This window comes from Lysobacter sp. KACC 24251 (assembly GCF_057747755.1).
On record NZ_CM173222.1, the window covers coordinates 2960730 to 2977500 of the forward strand.

Genomic DNA, 16771 nt, shown 5'->3' on the forward strand with positions numbered 1-16771 from the left:
GTCGGCCCAGGGGGCTGGCGCCAGGCGACTCCATGCAAAAGCAGGCCCCGACGTACCGTCGGGGCCTGACGCGTTATTGCATGCTGACCCGCCGGCGATTGTCTGCGGAAAGGCGGTCGATCAATTTGTTGTACGGGTCGAAACCCGCCTCGTAGGGCTCGGCATCCACCACCACGGTCACCACGGGTTCGGCACGCGTCACCCGATGGCGCTGTAGATACAGCACCGGCTGGTCCGCCTCCCGCCCCGAAGGCGCGCGCGCGAAAACGCCGACCTCGATCCAGTCGTCCAATGGCGCTGCACGTTCCTTGCCCTTGCCGTCGGCGTAGTGCTTGCCGGCATGCAAGCTCAAGGTCACCTCGTACTTGCCATCCTCACGCTTGCGTGCGGTCGCTGCCTGCACGCGGTTGTCATAGAAGCTGATGCGCTCGAACAGGTCGGTGATCAGCGACTGCTGCTCGGGCCGCGCCTGCGCACGCAGGTGGCGCAGCAGATCGAGGCTGGTCGGATATGGGGCGCCGCCGAAACGCCTTTCCTCAAGGTAACCGCGCAGCGCGCGGTTGACCGCGACCTCGCCCAGCTCCTCGCGCAGTCGATAGAACGCCAGCGACCCCTTGCGGTAATGGATGTACTGCTGGTTCTCGACCCGGTACAGCGGCAGCTCCTCCACCGTCTCCCCGCCGCGCTCGGACAGATAGCTGTCCAGTTCGTACTTGAGGAAGGTGCGCATGTGCTTGCGGCCGTACTCGCGCTCCATCACCATCAACGCCGAGTACTGGGCCAGGGTCTCCACCAGCATCGTCGCCCCCTGCACGTTGGCACTCACCACCTGGTGCCCCCACCACTGGTGCGCGATCTCGTGTGCGGTGACGTAGAACACGTAGTCGATCGCCTCCGGGCTGCGCAGGTCGGCGATGAAGCCGATGTTCTCCGAATACGGAATGGTGTTGGCGAAGCTCTGGGCGAAGGATTCATAGCCCGGGAACTCGATGATCCGGACCTGGCGGTGCTGGTACGGGCCGAAATTGGCCTCGTAGTAAGCCATCGACTTCTGCACGCCCTCAATCATCCGATCGACGTTGTAGGCATGCTGAGGGTGGTAATAGATCTCGATCGGGATGTCCTTGTACGACTCCTTGCGCACCTGCCAGCGGGCCGAGAGCACCGCGTAGAAATTGACCATCGGCTGGTCCATCTCGTAGCGGAAGCAGCGGCGACCATTGCGGGTGAACTCGCGCTTGAGGTAGCCCGGCGCCAGGGCAGTCTGATCCGGCGCGGTGCACACGGTGGCCTTGAAGTCCAGCCAGTCGGCATCGTCGTCGAGCTGGTGGGCGTTGCGCGCGGCGACATCCTCCAGCTTGGCCGCGCGTTCGGGCTCGCCCAGGCCGCGCTTGCGGCGTTCGTTGCGGTCGCTGATCTGGTAGCGCGGCTGATAGCCAAAGAACGGCAGCAGGCGGTTGTCGAAGAACGTACCGTTCCCGGCCAGCTCATTCTGAGCCACGCCGTTGGTGATGCCGTTGGGCCGCATGTCCACGGTGAAGCGCAGCTCGCGCCGCTCGCCGGGCTGCAGCGGTTGCGCCAGCCGGTAGATGCGGTAGCCGGCGTCCTTGTCATGCTTCAGCAGCGTCGCCGCCCCCAGGTCGATCCGCTGCAGGGCCTTGTCGTCCTGCATCGCGACGTGGACTTCACCCAGCGGCCGTGCGTGCGGATTGTGAATGAGGTAACGCCCCTCGACCCGCATCGACTGCCGCTCCGGATACAGGTCGAAGTCGGCGTCGATCGCCAGGATCTTCGGCTGCGGCAGTCGGGCGTAGCGCTTGTACTCGCGCTCGTAACGCGCGCGCAAATCGAGCACGTCGTCACTACTGCGGTAGGTATTTCGCACGTTCGTGTTCCAGTACAGCACCCCGCCCACGGCCGCGAACGACAGCAACGCCAGCGCGAAGGCCACGCCAAGGCGCCCGCGCATCCGCTGCCGCGCCACGCGGGCGCGATGACCGGCGTCGGTGCCGCGCACCCACAGCGCGATCGCTCCGCACAGCAACGCGACCAGCAGCAGCAGCCAGTAGCCTTGGAACGCCAGCTGCCCGGCCAGGAAATGACCGTACCCGTTCATGTCCGAGTACGGGGCGTTGGGCCAGGCGCCAAAGGTGTACAGGTTGTGCTCCAGGTTGAGGTAGCCCATCACTCCCTGCAGCACCATGACCAGGACCAGCAATGCATAGCCGACGAACTTGTTGTTGGCCAGCACCTGCAGGCACAGGGCCATGCCGCCCATCAGCACGAAGGGGATCGAGTTCAGCGCCAGCTGCTTCAGGTACAGCGCGGGCTCAAGCGCGGTGTAACCCTTGGCCAGCTGAAATGCGATCGCCGCGACGCTGCCTATCAGCTGGAACAACACGATCACCGCCAGCAGCGTGGTGAACTTGGCGACCAGCGGGACCCAGCCCGGCACGGGCAGGGCATCGGTGACTTCATGAATGCGCTGGCTCCGCTCCTTCCACACCAGTTCGCCGGCGTAGAACATCACGATCACCACCAGCAGCCAGCTGTAGCTGCGCTGCAGCGTGGACAGGACCTGCGCGGTAACCGGGTACACGGGCGTGCCGTACAACAACTCGCTGTTGAGCGCGGCAGGGATGAAGTTGGCCAGGCCCAGCGCCAGCATCACCAGCATCGGCACGCTGCGGAACACGCCACGGGTGTCGAAGCGCAACTGGTGCAGGAACTGCGCCCGGGTCGTGGCCGCAGCGAAGCGCGGCGTGACGCGCGGCAATGCGGCCTTGGACACGGGGACAGGAGTGGCTGCAACGGCCGGGGCCGCGGTAACGCGGCGCCAGCCGCGGCCGGTATCGGCGCGCTGGGTGCGGAACAGCGCGAACACCGCCGCGAACATCGCCAACGTCACCAGCAGCCACGCCGCACGGTTGGCCAGCAGGTAGCCGGCGAAGGCTGGCAGTCCACTGTTGCGCTCCGCGGCCGACCAGTAGCGCACGCTGCGGCCGAACGCCCGCAGGCCCAGAGGCTCCACCAGGGTGGCGATCCAGACGTTGTCGAGGTCGCGCAGCAGCGTGCCACTGATCCCGTAGGTCACCAGGAACCCGATCACGCCCAGGTACACCCATAGCAGGCTGCGGGTGGTGACCGCCAGCAGGGCGATCAGCGCGCCCGTGAACAGCAGGTTGGGGATTACCAGGAACACGAAGCTCCACGCGTAGGGCCACAGCAGCACCGGCCCGAGGCGCGCGCCATCGATCCACGGCATGAACTGGGCGACGAAGATGCCCGCCGCGATCAGCAGATACACCGCCAGGCTGGCCAGCAGTGCGGCGCCGAGCCGGCCGAGCAGGAAGTCGCGGCGCCGCACGGGGCTCGAGAACAGCAGGTCGGCCGTGCCCAGCTCGAAGTCGCGCAGCAGCGCCCCCGACAGGAACGCCGGGACGATCAGCATGCCCAGCAGGCAGAAGGCGAGCAGCAGCGTGGCCACCACCGTGGGTGCATTGCGATGGACGTTACCGATGCTGCCACCGATCTGTATGGCGTCGCTGGAGGCGGCACCGAACGCCAGCAGCGCGAACAGGCTTGCCAGCACCCACAGCAGCGGCGATCGCAGCTGCTCACGCAGCTCGAAGCGGAAGAATTCAAGGATCATGGCGCTGCTCCGTCAGGCGGCCTTGGCGTGCAGGCGCAGGCGCTGGAAGTACACGTCTTCCAGATCCGGCGCGACCGCTTCGAAGCCCGCGCCCGGCGACTGGGGCGCGAAGATGTGGATCACCGGCTGCCCCGCGACCAGGCGGGTCGACAACACCGTGTGGTTCGCCTCGTATTCGGCCAATGCCGCCTTGCTGACCTGCTTGCGCCATACCTGCGCGCGCAGCGCGTCGATTGCGTCCGTCGGGCGTCCGGTCAACAGCACCTGGCCCTTGTTGAGGATGGCCATGCTCGGACACAGGTCGGTGACATCCTCGACGATGTGCGTGGACAGGATCACCGCCACCTGCTCACCGATTTCGGCGAGCAGGTTGAGGAAGCGGTTGCGCTCCTCCGGGTCGAGGCCCGCGGTCGGCTCATCCACGATCACCAGCCGCGGGCTGCCCAGCAGCGCCTGGGCAATGCCGAAGCGCTGGCGCATGCCGCCGGAGAAACCGCCCAGGTTGCGTTTGCGCGCGTCCCACAGGTTGACCTGGCGCAGCAGGCTTTCCACTACCTCACGCCGCTGCCTGCGCTCAACCAAACCCTTGAGCACGGCGAAGTGCTCGAGCAGGTCCTGGGCGCTGACCTTCGGGTAGACGCCAAAGTCCTGCGGCAGATAGCCCAGCTGCCGCCGCACCGCGTCCTTGTCGCGCAGCACGTCGATATGGCCACCGCCCTCGGCCTCCAACGTGGCGCTGCCCCTGTCGGCGTCCTGCAGCGTCGCGAGCGTGCGCATCAGCGAGGACTTGCCCGCACCGTTGGGCCCGAGCAGGCCGAACATGCCGCGCGGGATGTCCAGGGTGACGTCGTTGAGCGCGTGGACGCCGTTGGCGTAGGTCTTGCAGAGGTTGCGGATGGTAAGCATGCGTCCCTGTCATTGCCGGGCCCGCGGGATGCGGGCGTCAGCGCATGCTAGGGACGCGCCGCGCAGTGCTCCATAGGCTGATCGTCATCCGTGACGATCGGGCTACACCGCGACACGCTCAGCGCCGCGTGGAGGTGGACTTGCCCTTCGCCGTTGCAGTTTTTTTCAATTCCGCCAGCGCGGAAGCGATGTATGCATCGCCCTCCAGCACGTCGCCGGCATTGCTGCCGGGCAGGCCGTCATCTTCGCCATCGGCCCGCAGGTGCCCGGGGAGGCTGGCCTCGGTGTAGTCGGGGCGTGCGCCCTCGTTGCCCTTGCCGGCCTGGAACACCACGTCTGGCACGATGCCCAGCGCCTGGATCGACTTGCCATTGGGCGTGTAGTAACGCGCGGTGGTCAGCTTGACCGAATCGCCGTTGTCCAGCGGCAGCACGGTCTGCACACTGCCCTTGCCGAAGGTGCGGCTGCCGACCACGCGCGCCCGGCCATTGTCGCGCAGCGCACCGGCGAGCACTTCCGATGCGCTGGCCGAACCGGCGTCCACCAGCACCACCGCCGGCGCGCCATCAAGGCGATCGCCCGGCGTGGCGCCGAATTCGGCGTCGCTGATGGGGATGCGGCCGCGGGTGCTGACGATCTTGCCGCTCTCCAGCAGGTCGTCGGCAATCTGCACCGCGGCGGTGAGCAGCCCGCCGGGGTTGCTGCGCAGGTCGATGACCAGGCCACGCAGGCGGCCGCCGGACTGCTCCTTGAGCAGCCCCAACTGGCGTTCGAAGTCGGCAGCCGTGTCCGCCTGGAAGGAGGCGATGCGCAGGTAGCCGTAGCCGGGTTCCAGCAGGCGCCCCTTCACGCTGGCGACGCGGATGGTCTCGCGCTGCACGGGGATATCGAGCGGCTTGGCCGCGCCTTCGCGGATCACGGTCAGCACGACCTTGCTGCCCGGTGGCCCGCGCAACGGCTCGGTGTCCTCACCGTCCTCCGCGCGCAGCGGCTTGCCGTCCACCGCGGTGATCAGGTCGCCCGCCTTGATGCCAGCCTTCATCGCCGGGGTGTCGTCAATCGGCGCGATCACCCGCAGGAAACCGTCTGGCTGGCGGAAGATCTCCACGCCGATGCCGTCGTAGCGGCCCTGGGCCTGCTCGTCGAATTCCTCGGCATCGGCCTTGGGCAGGTAGACGCTGTGCGGGTCCAGGTCCAGCAGCAGGCCGCGGATCGCCGACTGCATCAGCTTGGTGTCGTCCACCGGCTCCACGTAGGCCTGCTTTACCGCCTTGTACACCGCCACATAGCGGCGGATCTCATCCAGCGGCACCTTGGATTCGCTGGCGGCCGACAGCGCCTCCGCCGACGGCGGCACGGGCACCTGCTGGGCCAGGGCGCTGGCCGGCGGCAGGGTCAGGGCCAAGGCCAGGGCAAGCGCGAGGGGACGACGAAGGGTCATGCGGACTCCGGTGGATGCTGCGCGGCGACGGTCACCCGGTTGGACCACGGAAGCGCGCACGGGTTCAAGCATCGTGCACGCTTCCTGCTGCCGGGGGAACCCGGATGCTCACCCAACGCGATGGAAGCTTTCGTTAACGCGTCCAGCCACCCGGCCCGCTCAGCGGCGCAACCAGACGCCGGGGTTGACCGGCTGGCCATTGCGGCGCAGCTCGAAATACAGCGCCGGGCGCCCATGTCCGCCAGAACTGCCGACGGTCGCGACCGGCTGCCCTTTGCGCACGCGGTCGCCCACGTCGCGGAGCAGGGCGTCGTTGTGCGCGTAAAGGCTCATGTACCCGTTGCCGTGATCGACGATCAGCAAGAGGCCGTAGCCGGTCATCCACTCCGCATAGACCACGTCACCGTCGGCCACCGCGCTGACGTTGCTGCCAGCGCCAGCGCCGATCAACAGGCCGTCGCTGCGCCGCCCATCGGGCATGGGGGCGCCAAAGCCCGCCAGCAGAGCGCCAGCCACCGGCCAGCCCAGTCCGCCCACCTGCGGGGCCGGGGCGCTGGCCACCGTTGCGGGGCGGCGGGGAGACGGAGCATTGCGCGAGCCTCCACCACCCGAAGCACGAGCCTGCCGAGCCTCGCGCGCTGCGACCGCCTTGCGTTTGGCTTCGGCGCGGGCAGCGGCGGCCCGGAGACGCTGCAACAGTTGCTCTAGGCCCTTGGCATCGCGTCCCAGCGCCTGCTCGCGCGAACGCCGGTCGCGGTAGCGTGACTCCAGTTCCGCCACGAGGCTCGCGCGCTTCTGCCGGTCGCGTTCGAGTTGCGCGAGTTGCGTGCGCTGCAGGATCCGTGCGTTCTCCAGCGAATTGCGGCGTTGCAGGACTTCGCGCTCCACCGCCTCCAGCGCCAGCAGCTCCTGGCTCAACGCACCGATACGACGCGCGCGCTCCTGCTGCACGTAGCGGTGGTAGGTCAACACCCGATTGGCATCGGCCACCCGGTCCTGCGCCAGCATCACCTTCAACGGCGCGGCGCTGCCCTGTGCGTATGCGGCTCGCAGCAACTTCGCCAGTTCTTCCTTGTGCCCGGCCACGCGCGCCTGCAATTCGCTGCGCTGCTGCTGCAGCTCCGCCAGCGCGGCCTCGTCACCGCTCATGCGCCGTTCGGTCTCGCGCAGGCTGCGCGCGGACTGGCCAACCTGCTCGTCCACCGTGCGCAACTGCCGCGAGGCGCTGCCGCGCTCGCTTTCCAGCTTGCGGCGCTCGGCCGCCACGTCGTTGAGCTCGCGCCTGACGGACTCGAGTCTGCGTTCGGCCGCGCTGCGGTCCTGTGCCGGTGCCGTGGCGCTGACCTGCACCGCGAGCAGGACACTCACGAGGACCGCGCGCGCCGTCCGCATCAGCCCACCAGCAGGCTTTCGCCGCTCATCTCCGCCGGCTTGGACAGGCCCAGCAGATCGAGGATGGTCGGTGCGACGTCGCGCAGCGCACCACCGGCGCGCAGCGTGGCCGCGCGGGGACCGACGTACACGAACGGTACGGGGCCGACGGTATGCGAGGTATGTGGTTGTCCGGTCTCGGGGTCGCGCATCATCTCGACGTTGCCATGGTCGGCGGTAACCAGCAAGGCACCGCCGACGTCCTGCACCGCCTGCCACACCGCACCGATCGCCACGTCCACCGCCTCGGCGGCCTGGATCGCCGCGGCGAGGATGCCGCTGTGGCCGACCATGTCCGGGTTGGCGATGTTGCAGATGGCGACATCGACTGCACCGGAGCGGATCGCGGCAACCAGTTTTTCGGTGACCTCGGGGCAGCTCATCTCCGGCTGCAGGTCATAGGTTGCGACTTTGGGACTCGGCACCAGCACGCGGGTCTCCCCGTCGTACGGGTCCTCGCGTCCGCCGCTGAAGAAGAAGGTGACGTGCGCGTACTTCTCGGTCTCGGCAATGCGCAGCTGCTTCAGGCCGTTCGCGCCGAGCACCTCGCCCAGCGTATTGCGCAGGTCGTCGGGGCCAAACGCCACCGGCGTCGGCAGCCGCGCGTCGTACTCGGTCAGGCAGACAAAGCGCGACAGCGCCGGGCGGCGCGCATCGAAACCGTCGAACGCCGGCGCCACGAACGCCGCGGTGAGCTGGCGGGCGCGGTCGGCACGGAAGTTCATGAACACCACCGCATCGCCGTCGCGCATCGGCGTGGGCGAGCCGATCACGGTCGCGGCCACGAATTCGTCGTTCTCGCCGCGCGCATAGGCATTGGCGAGCGCGCTGGCGGCATCGGGGGCCACGTGGCCGGCCACGCCTTCGACGATCGCGTCCCACGCCTTGCGCTGCCGGTCCCAGCGCTTGTCGCGGTCCATCGCGTAGTAGCGCCCACAGACGGTGGCGATGCGCGCGTTGCCGGCTGCGGCGCACGCGGCCTCGAGCGCGGCCAGGCTGGGCGCGGCCGACTTCGGCGGCATGTCGCGGCCATCGAGGAAGGCGTGCACCGCCACCTGCGGCACGCCTTCGCGGCGCGCCAGTTCGATCATCGCGAAGACGTGCGCCTCATGGCTGTGCACGCCACCGGGCGACATCAGCCCCATCAGGTGCAACGTCCCGCCGCTGCGCTTGGCCGCGGCGCATGCGGCGCGCAGTTCGGTGTTGGCGAAGAAGCTGCCATCCTCGATCGCAGCGTCGATGCGTGTCAGGTCCTGGTAGACGATGCGGCCCGCGCCGAGGTTCATGTGCCCGACTTCGGAATTGCCCATTTGCCCATCCGGCAGGCCCACATGGCGGCCTTCGGTGTGGATCAGGGTGTGTGGCGCACTGGCCAGCAGACGGTGCCAGTTGGGCAGGTTGGCCTGGGCGAGGGCGTTGTCGCTGGGATCCTCGCGGTGCCCCCAGCCGTCCAGGATCAGCAGCACCACGGGCTTGGGGCGCGCCACCGCGCGGTCGGAGGCGGCAGCCCCGGGGGAAGAAACAGACACGTCGTTGGTCCCTATGACTTCGGGCAGGTGCCCGGACTTGGCATTGATGGGATTGTAGCGAAGGGCCTTGGACCCGCGGCCCCAAGAATTTGCTCAGCAGTGTGCCGAACCCGCGGTTCAAGCCAGCGCCGCAACCTGCGGCCCTGGCTGGCAGCGGAAACGGCGCGTCCCGTTCCTGCCGCTAAACCAACACTGACCGGCCTGCATCCAACCGGTCATTCGCCCGACATGGAGTTTCCACGATGCGTAACCTCCCCGCCCTGCTCGCCCTGTCCGCCGCCCTTGCCCTGCCGCTGTCGGCCGGTGCCGCGGCCGGCGATCCCGACATCAGCAAGGTCAATGGCGGCATCACCGTGGAGGCCAGCGGGCGCCAGGGTGATCTCAACACCGTCAACGGCAGCATCCGCATCGGCGGCAGTGCCCGCGTCGGCAGCGCCGAGACCGTCAACGGCAGCATCCACGTCGGCGATTCGGTGCAGGCCGGCGGGCTGGGCGCGGTCAACGGCAGCATCCGGCTGGGCCGCAACGTCACCGTCAATGGCGGCATCGAAACGGTGAACGGCAGTATCTTCGTCGATCGGGGCGGCAACATCCGCGAAGGCGTCAGTACCGTGAACGGCGGCATCGGGCTGGTGGATACCGACGTCGCCGGCCGCATCGAGACGGTCAGCGGCGATGTCACCGTGGGCGTGGGCTCCCACGTGCGCGGCGGCATCCACTACGAGAAGCCGGGCAAGATCTGGTTCTCCACCAGACAGCGCGATCCGCGCGTGGTGATCGGGCCCAATGCCCGCGTGGACGGTCCGCTGGTGTTCGAGCGCAAGGTCGAGTTGCTGGTCCATCGCAGTGCGGTGATCGGCGCAGTCACCGGTGCGACCGCGGTGCGCTTCGACACACCCACCCCGCCGGCCCGCTGACGCGGGCACGCCGGGGTCCGGCTGCGGCGGTGCCGCGGTCTGGGCCAGCGGTCCGGCCGCCCCGCCGCCGCCTCGCCGCCCGGGCCGACCGTAGAAGCCGCGCGGTCTTCGCCCAATGCCCAATGGCGCCCTCGCGGCGCCATATGCCTAGAATGCGATTCCGCCGCCTTTCGGCGTGAACCACCGCACGAGGCCCCATGTCCCGCATACCACTTCACTCCGCGACCGGTCTGGTCGCCGCTGCCCTGGTCGTGGCGGCGTGCAGCAAGACGCCCGAGCCCGCGCCCGAGGCGCAGGCCCCCGCGGCACCCGCGACGTCGTCCCCCGCCCATGCATTCACCCCCGAGATCAACGCCGCCGATTTCGGCGAGCGGGTCAAGGCTCTGGCCTCCGACGAGTTCGAGGGCCGCGCGCCCGGCAGTGCCGGCGAACAGAAGACCGTCGAATACCTCAAGGCCCAGTTCCAGCAGATGGGGTTGAAGCCGGGCAACGGCGACAGCTACTTCCAGACCGTGCCAATGGTCCAGACAACCGCCGACGAAGGCACCGTGCTCAAGCTCGACGTCAACGGCCAGCCGCGCGAGCTCAAGTTCGGCACCGACATGGTCGTCGGCACCACCACCGGCCAGGCCGAGGTCAAGGTGGACGCCAGCGACCTGGTGTTTGTCGGGTACGGCGTCAATGCGCCGGAACTGGGCTGGAACGACTACGCCGGGCTGGACGTCAAGGGCAAGACGGTAGTGATGTTCGTCAACGACCCCGGTTTCCACCAGCAGGATCCGGCGCTGTTCGAAGGCAAGCGCATGACCTACTACGGCCGCTGGACCTACAAGTTCGAGGAGGCCGCGCGCCAGGGCGCGGCCGCCGCGCTGATCATCCACGACACCGAAGGCGCCTCCTACGGCTGGGACGTGGTGAAGAACTCCTGGTCCGGCGCGCAGTTCAACCTGCCAGCCAAGGACGACCCGGAACCGCGCCTGCCGGTGCAGGGCTGGATCACCGGTGACGTTGCCCGCCAGTTGCTGGCCGATGTCGGCCAGGACCTCGACGCGCTGTACAAGGCCGCCGGCAAGAAGGGGTTCAAGTCGATCCCCCTCAAGGCCAAGCTGTCGGTCGAGCTGAAGAGCGCCATCGCCGAGAAGTCCTCGCAGAACGTGGTCGCGGTGCTGCCGGGCAACAAGCGTCCGGACGAGACCGTCGTGTACATGGCGCACTGGGACCACCTGGGTAACCACGCCGACAGCCATGGCGGCGCCCCCGCGGCACCGGCCGGCGAGGATCACATCTACAACGGCGCGGTCGACAACGCGACCGGCGTGGCCGGCATCCTCGAGATCGCGGAGGCCTTCGCCAAGCAGAACCCGGCCCCGGAGCGCTCGGTGGTGTTCCTCGCCGTCACGCTGGAGGAGTCCGGACTGCTCGGCTCTAAGTACTATGTCGCCCACCCCGCCTTCCCCCTGGCCAAGACCGTCGCCGTCATCAACCTCGACGCCATGCCGGTCATCGGCCGCGCCAAGGACATGACCGTGGTCGGCCACGGCAGCTCCGAGCTCGAGGACCTGCTCAAGAGCGTGGCCGCCGAGCAGGGCCGCACCCTGACCCCGGAAGCCACGCCGCAGGACGGCTTCTACTTCCGCTCCGATCACTTCAACTTCGCCAAGGCCGGCGTGCCCGCACTGTACGCCAAGGGCGGCGACGAGCTGGTCGAAGGCGGCGCCGAAGCGGGCCACGCCGCACAGCGCGATTATCGCGACAACCGCTACCACAAGCCCAGCGACCAGTACGATCCGGCGTGGAAGTTGGACGGCGTGGTGCAGGACCTGCAGGCGCTGTACGGCGTGGGCAAGCAACTCACCGGCAGCGAGCAGTGGCCGCACTGGTACCAGGGCAACGCCTTCCGTGCCGCGGAACAGAAGCTGCGCGCCGCCGCCAAGTAAGCCTTCGCCACGTCAGGCGAACCAACAGGCATGAAGCAACGACGGCGCCTTCCCGGCGCCGTCGTTGTTTTCGCGATACGCTTTCACCACGCCTGTTCATGGATCCGCGCCAATGACCCTCGCTGTCGCCTATTGGTGCGTCTTTGTCGCAGCGTTGCTGCCGTATTTCTGGGTCGCGATCGCCAAGGGCCGCGGCGAGCGTTACAACAACCATGATCCGCGAGGCTGGCTGCAGCGCCAGGAGAACCGCCTGGTGCGTCGTGCGAACGGTGCGCACTTGAACGCATTCGAAGCATTCGCGCCGTTCGCGGCGGGGGTGCTGATGGCGCAGCTGGCCGGCGTACCCCATGCCACCGTCGCCGCCCTGGCAGTCGCCTTCATCGCCTTCCGGGTGGTGCACGGCGTGCTCTACCTCGCCGACCGCCATTCATTACGCAGCCTGGCCTGGGCCGGCGGGCTGGGCTGCGTCCTCGCCCTGCTCGGGCAGGCCGCCCTCCACATCTGACACGTTCATGCCCCTTTCCCTACCCGCCGACTGCCGCATGCTCGAACTGGCGCTGCGCGAAGACGGCTTCGCCTTCATTGGCGCCGGCGTCATGCGCGCCCTGCTCGGCGATGGCCGAGCCCACGACACGCAGGCATGGACCGACTTCGCTTCCAGTTGGCACGACCTGGCCGAAGACAGCTACCTCGCCCAGGTCGGATTGCGCCGCCGTCGGCGCCACGCGGTGTTCGACGCCCATGCCAACGGTGAGCTGCACCGCGCCGCACACCAGCCGCATTACCAGAGCCGCGACTACAACACGCTGCAGGGGGGTATCGAACGCTGGTTCGAGCCGATTCGCGCCGATGTTGCCGACAGCGCACCCATGCGCCGCCTGCTCGGCTTCGCCCAGGCGCTGTTCGGCGGATTGGCGCCGCAAGTGGGGCATTGGCACGTCGAAGTCCATCAATTCCGGATCGAGGCTCTACCCGAACGCCACGGCCAGCCGACGCCCGAAGGCATGCACCGCGACGGCGTCAACTTCGTCATGGTGGTGCTGATTGACCGGCACAACATCACCAGCGGGACCACCAGCATCCATGCCCTGGAGGGCGGCGAGATCGGCAGCTTCACCCTGACACGCCCGTTGGATACCGCATTCGTCGACGACAGCCGTGTCTACCACGGGGTGACCGCGGTGGCGCCGTTGGACGTCGCACAACCGGCGTGGCGCGATGTGCTGGTTGTGACCTTCCGTGCTGCCGTCGCGCCCGCTTGAGTCTGAACCGGAACGGGGCATTCGTAACGCTGAAAGCCACCCTCGCGGGTGGCTTTTTTGTTGCCAGTTGCCCGTTACCTGTTGCCGTGCGGTTGGCGGAGCGTGCCTCGTGATGGCCTGATCATGGGGACGGGGCCTCGATCATGCGATCCAAGGCGGAGGCGCGACCGACTTGGTGGGCGGGACGCCCGGTGTGCTTGACGTGCGCGGGGATTTTCGCGCGCGCAAAAGAAGAAGGCCGGATCCTGTGGGATCCGGCCTTCTGGGTAAAGCCCCTGGCGATGACCTACTCTTGCATGGCTTGAGCCACACTACCATCGGCGCGTGTGCGTTTCACTTCCGAGTTCGGAATGGGATCGGGTGGTTCCACACAGCTATTATCACCAGGGAGAGGGTGGAGGGTCGCGGGTCTCGATGGACCGAGTCGCGCACACGCTCTCGTTGGGTGCTTCGGAACAGATCGATGGGCTGATCTGCCGTCGGCGAATAATTTGGAATGTAGCGAGTGATTGTGCCGAACGTCGAACGTGTCGTCGAGTCCAAGGCCACTTGAGGTTATATGGTCAAGCCACACGGATCATTAGTACAGGTTAGCTCAATCCATTGCTGGACTTACACACCCTGCCTATCAACCACCTGGTCTTGATGGTTCCTTTAGGGGAGTCAAGCTCCCGGGAGATCTCATCTTGAGGCGCGCTTCCCGCTTAGATGCTTTCAGCGGTTATCGCTTCCGAACATAGCTACCCGGCAGTGCCACTGGCGTGACAACCGGAACACCAGAGGTTCGTCCACTCCGGTCCTCTCGTACTAGGAGCAGCCCCTCTCAAATCTCCAACGCCCACGACAGATAGGGACCGAACTGTCTCACGACGTTCTGAACCCAGCTCGCGTACCACTTTAAATGGCGAACAGCCATACCCTTGGGACCGACTACAGCCCCAGGATGTGATGAGCCGACATCGAGGTGCCAAACACCGCCGTCGATATGAACTCTTGGGCGGTATCAGCCTGTTATCCCCGGAGTACCTTTTATCCGTTGAGCGATGGCCCTTCCATACAGAACCACCGGATCACTAAGACCTACTTTCGTACCTGCTTGATCCGTCGATCTTGCAGTCAAGCACGCTTATGCCTTTGCACACAGTGCGCGATGTCCGACCGCGCTGAGCGTACCTTCGTGCTCCTCCGTTACACTTTGGGAGGAGACCGCCCCAGTCAAACTACCCACCATACACGGTCCCCGATCCGGATTACGGACCTAGGTTAGAACGTCAAGCACGACAGGGTGGTATTTCAAGGTTGGCTCCACCCCAGCTAGCGCCAGGGTTTCATAGCCTCCCACCTATCCTACACAGACGAACTCAACGTTCAGTGTAAAGCTATAGTAAAGGTTCACGGGGTCTTTCCGTCTTGCCGCGGGAACGCTGCATCTTCACAGCGATTTCAATTTCACTGAGTCTCGGGTGGAGACAGCGCCGCTGTCGTTACGCCATTCGTGCAGGTCGGAACTTACCCGACAAGGAATTTCGCTACCTTAGGACCGTTATAGTTACGGCCGCCGTTTACTGGGGCTTCGATCAAGAGCTTCGCCTTGCGGCTGACCCCATCAATTAACCTTCCAGCACCGGGCAGGCGTCACACCCTATACGTCCACTTTCGTGTTTGCAGAGTGCTGTGTTTTTGATAAACAGTCGCAGCGGCCTAGTTTCTGCGACCCCCCTCAGCTCAACCATGCATATGGTCACCAAGAGGGGTGTACCTTCTCCCGAAGTTACGGTACCAATTTGCCTAGTTCCTTCACCCGAGTTCTCTCAAGCGCCTGAGAATTCTCATCCTGCCCACCTGTGTCGGTTTACGGTACGGTCTGCGTAAGCTGAAGCTTAGGAGCTTTTCCTGGAAGCGTGGTATCAGTCACTTCGTCCTAATGGACTCGTCTCGGTGCTCGGTGTTGAAGGATCCCGGATTTGCCAAAGATCCACACCTACCGCCTTTCCCCCGGACAACCAACGCCGGGTAGACCTAACCTTCTCCGTCCCTCCATCGCACTTACGCGAGGTGCTGGAATATTAACCAGCTTCCCATCGACTACGCATTTCTGCCTCGCCTTAGGGGCCGACTCACCCTGCGTCGATTAACGTTGCGCAAGGAAACCTTGGGCTTTCGGCGTGCGGGCTTTTCACCCGCATTATCGTTACTCATGTCAGCATTCGCACTTCCGATACCTCCAGCAGACTTCTCAATCCACCTTCAACGGCTTACGGAACGCTCCTCTACCGCGCATAACAAAGTTATGCACCCCAAGCTTCGGTTCTGTGCTTAGCCCCGTTAAATCTTCCGCGCAGACCGACTCGACCAGTGAGCTATTACGCTTTCTTTAAAGGGTGGCTGCTTCTAAGCCAACCTCCTGGCTGTCTGTGCCTTTCCACATCGTTTTCCACTTAGCACAAAATTTGGGACCTTAGCTGTGGGTCTGGGTTGTTTCCCTTTTCACGACGGACGTTAGCACCCGCCGTGTGTCTCCCATGCAGTCCGTCTTGGTATTCGGAGTTTGCAATGGTTTGGTAAGTCGCAATGACCCCCTAGCCATAACAGTGCTCTACCCCCAAGAGGATACACATGAGGCGCTACCTAAATAGCTTTCGAGGAGAACCAGCTATCTCCGGGTTCGATTAGCTTTTCACTCCTAATCACACCTCATCCCCGACCTTTGCAACGGGCGTGGGTTCGGGCCTCCAGTTGATGTTACTCAACCTTCACCCTGGGCATGACTAGATCACCCGGTTTCGGGTCTACAGCCCGCGACTATTCGCCCTATTCAGACTCGGTTTCCCTTCGCCTCCCCTATACGGTTAAGCTTGCCACGAACTGTAAGTCGCTGACCCATTATACAAAAGGTACGCAGTCACCCCGAAGGGCTCCTACTGCTTGTACGCACACGGTTTCAGGGTCTATTTCACTCCCCTCTCCGGGGTTCTTTTCGCCTTTCCCTCACGGTACTGGTTCACTATCGGTCGGTCAGGAGTATTTAGCCTTGGAGGATGGTCCCCCCATGTTCAGACAGGGTTTCTCGTGCCCCGCCCTACTCGATTTCATCGCATGAGCCCTTTCGCATACAGGGCTATCACCTTCTATGGCCGGCCTTTCCAGGCCGCTTTGCTAGAACTCATGCAACTTAAGGGCTAGTCCCCGTTCGCTCGTCACTACTAAGGGAATCTCGGTTGATTTCTTTTCCTCCGGGTACTTAGATATTTCAGTTCTCCGGGTTTGCTTCCAGCAGCTATGTATTCACTGCAGGATACTGCTTGCGCAGTGGGTTTCCCCATTCGGACATCGCGGGATCAAAGCTTATTGCCAGCTCCCCCGCGCTTTTCGCAGGCTATCACGTCCTTCATCGCCTCTGACCGCCAAGGCATCCACCGTGTGCGCTTATTCGCTTGACCATATAACCCCAAGTCGCCTCAGGGTCGTCTGTGCCCGGGGGTACAAAGCCCGGACGCGAATATAACGACTCAATTTAATTAGGGACTTTCGTCCCCGCCTTAGCCTCTACGACACGTCATGGACATTCGTCTCAAAACGCTCGCTACATTCCAGTTTTCAAAGATCAGCCACCTGGCCTCAACGCCCGGCGGTATCAATTCTTTATGTATGCGCAGTATTCAAAGTTCGCGGGATGGTGGGTCTGGGAGGACTCGA

At 65.3% G+C, this 16771-nt stretch carries 9 protein-coding genes, 1 tRNA gene and 2 rRNA genes (1 of these 12 running past the window's edge); 4 read left to right on the forward strand and 8 right to left on the reverse strand.

Annotated elements, in window-relative coordinates; genetic code table 11:
• Positions 1 to 73 precede the first annotated feature (73 nt).
• The 5 genes from AC3ARF_RS13730 to gpmI form a co-directional block, all read right to left on the reverse strand.
• Positions 74 to 3652, reverse strand: a complete 3579-nt coding sequence (locus AC3ARF_RS13730) for an ABC transporter permease/M1 family aminopeptidase (RefSeq protein ID WP_498928828.1) — start codon at positions 3650 to 3652, stop codon at positions 74 to 76.
• 12 nt (positions 3653 to 3664) lie between these two features.
• Positions 3665 to 4558: an ABC transporter ATP-binding protein gene (locus AC3ARF_RS13735; RefSeq protein WP_498928830.1), complete on the reverse strand. Its 894-nt coding sequence runs from the start codon at positions 4556 to 4558 to the stop codon at positions 3665 to 3667.
• 118 nt (positions 4559 to 4676) lie between these two features.
• Complete coding sequence (locus AC3ARF_RS13740) at positions 4677 to 5999, reverse strand: S41 family peptidase (protein WP_498928832.1); 1323 nt, start codon at positions 5997 to 5999, stop codon at positions 4677 to 4679.
• Positions 6000 to 6158: 159 nt separating this feature from the next.
• Positions 6159 to 7391, reverse strand: a complete 1233-nt coding sequence (locus AC3ARF_RS13745) for a murein hydrolase activator EnvC family protein (RefSeq protein ID WP_498928834.1) — start codon at positions 7389 to 7391, stop codon at positions 6159 to 6161.
• The gene (gpmI, locus tag AC3ARF_RS13750) at positions 7391 to 8959 is read right to left on the reverse strand and encodes a 2,3-bisphosphoglycerate-independent phosphoglycerate mutase (RefSeq protein ID WP_498928836.1); all 1569 of its coding nucleotides are present in this window, start codon (positions 8957 to 8959) and stop codon (positions 7391 to 7393) included. Before gpmI ends, AC3ARF_RS13745 begins: the two co-directional genes overlap by 1 nt.
• A gap of 242 nt (positions 8960 to 9201) precedes the next feature.
• On the opposite strand from gpmI, the gene AC3ARF_RS13755 reads away from it, so the two are divergent.
• The 4 genes from AC3ARF_RS13755 to AC3ARF_RS13770 all read left to right on the forward strand — a co-directional run bounded on the left by AC3ARF_RS13755 (position 9202) and on the right by AC3ARF_RS13770 (position 13075).
• Complete coding sequence (locus tag AC3ARF_RS13755; protein WP_498928838.1) at positions 9202 to 9876, forward strand: DUF4097 family beta strand repeat-containing protein; 675 nt, start codon at positions 9202 to 9204, stop codon at positions 9874 to 9876.
• A 197-nt stretch (positions 9877 to 10073) separates the two neighbouring features.
• Positions 10074 to 11813, forward strand: coding sequence for a M28 family metallopeptidase (locus AC3ARF_RS13760; protein WP_498928840.1), 1740 nt, complete (start codon positions 10074 to 10076; stop codon positions 11811 to 11813).
• 112 nt (positions 11814 to 11925) lie between these two features.
• Positions 11926 to 12318, forward strand: a complete 393-nt coding sequence (locus AC3ARF_RS13765; protein ID WP_498928842.1) for an MAPEG family protein — start codon at positions 11926 to 11928, stop codon at positions 12316 to 12318.
• Positions 12319 to 12325: 7 nt separating this feature from the next.
• Complete coding sequence (locus AC3ARF_RS13770) at positions 12326 to 13075, forward strand: 2OG-Fe dioxygenase family protein (RefSeq protein WP_498928844.1); 750 nt, start codon at positions 12326 to 12328, stop codon at positions 13073 to 13075.
• A 273-nt stretch (positions 13076 to 13348) separates the two neighbouring features.
• Here AC3ARF_RS13770 and rrf read toward each other — a convergent pair.
• From rrf to AC3ARF_RS13785, 3 genes are all read right to left on the reverse strand, one after another.
• Positions 13349 to 13463, reverse strand: a 5S ribosomal RNA gene (gene rrf / locus AC3ARF_RS13775).
• A gap of 171 nt (positions 13464 to 13634) precedes the next feature.
• A 23S ribosomal RNA gene (locus AC3ARF_RS13780) occupies positions 13635 to 16515 on the reverse strand.
• A gap of 234 nt (positions 16516 to 16749) precedes the next feature.
• Positions 16750 to 16771 (reverse strand) — tRNA-Ile (locus tag AC3ARF_RS13785); it runs 55 nt beyond the window's last position.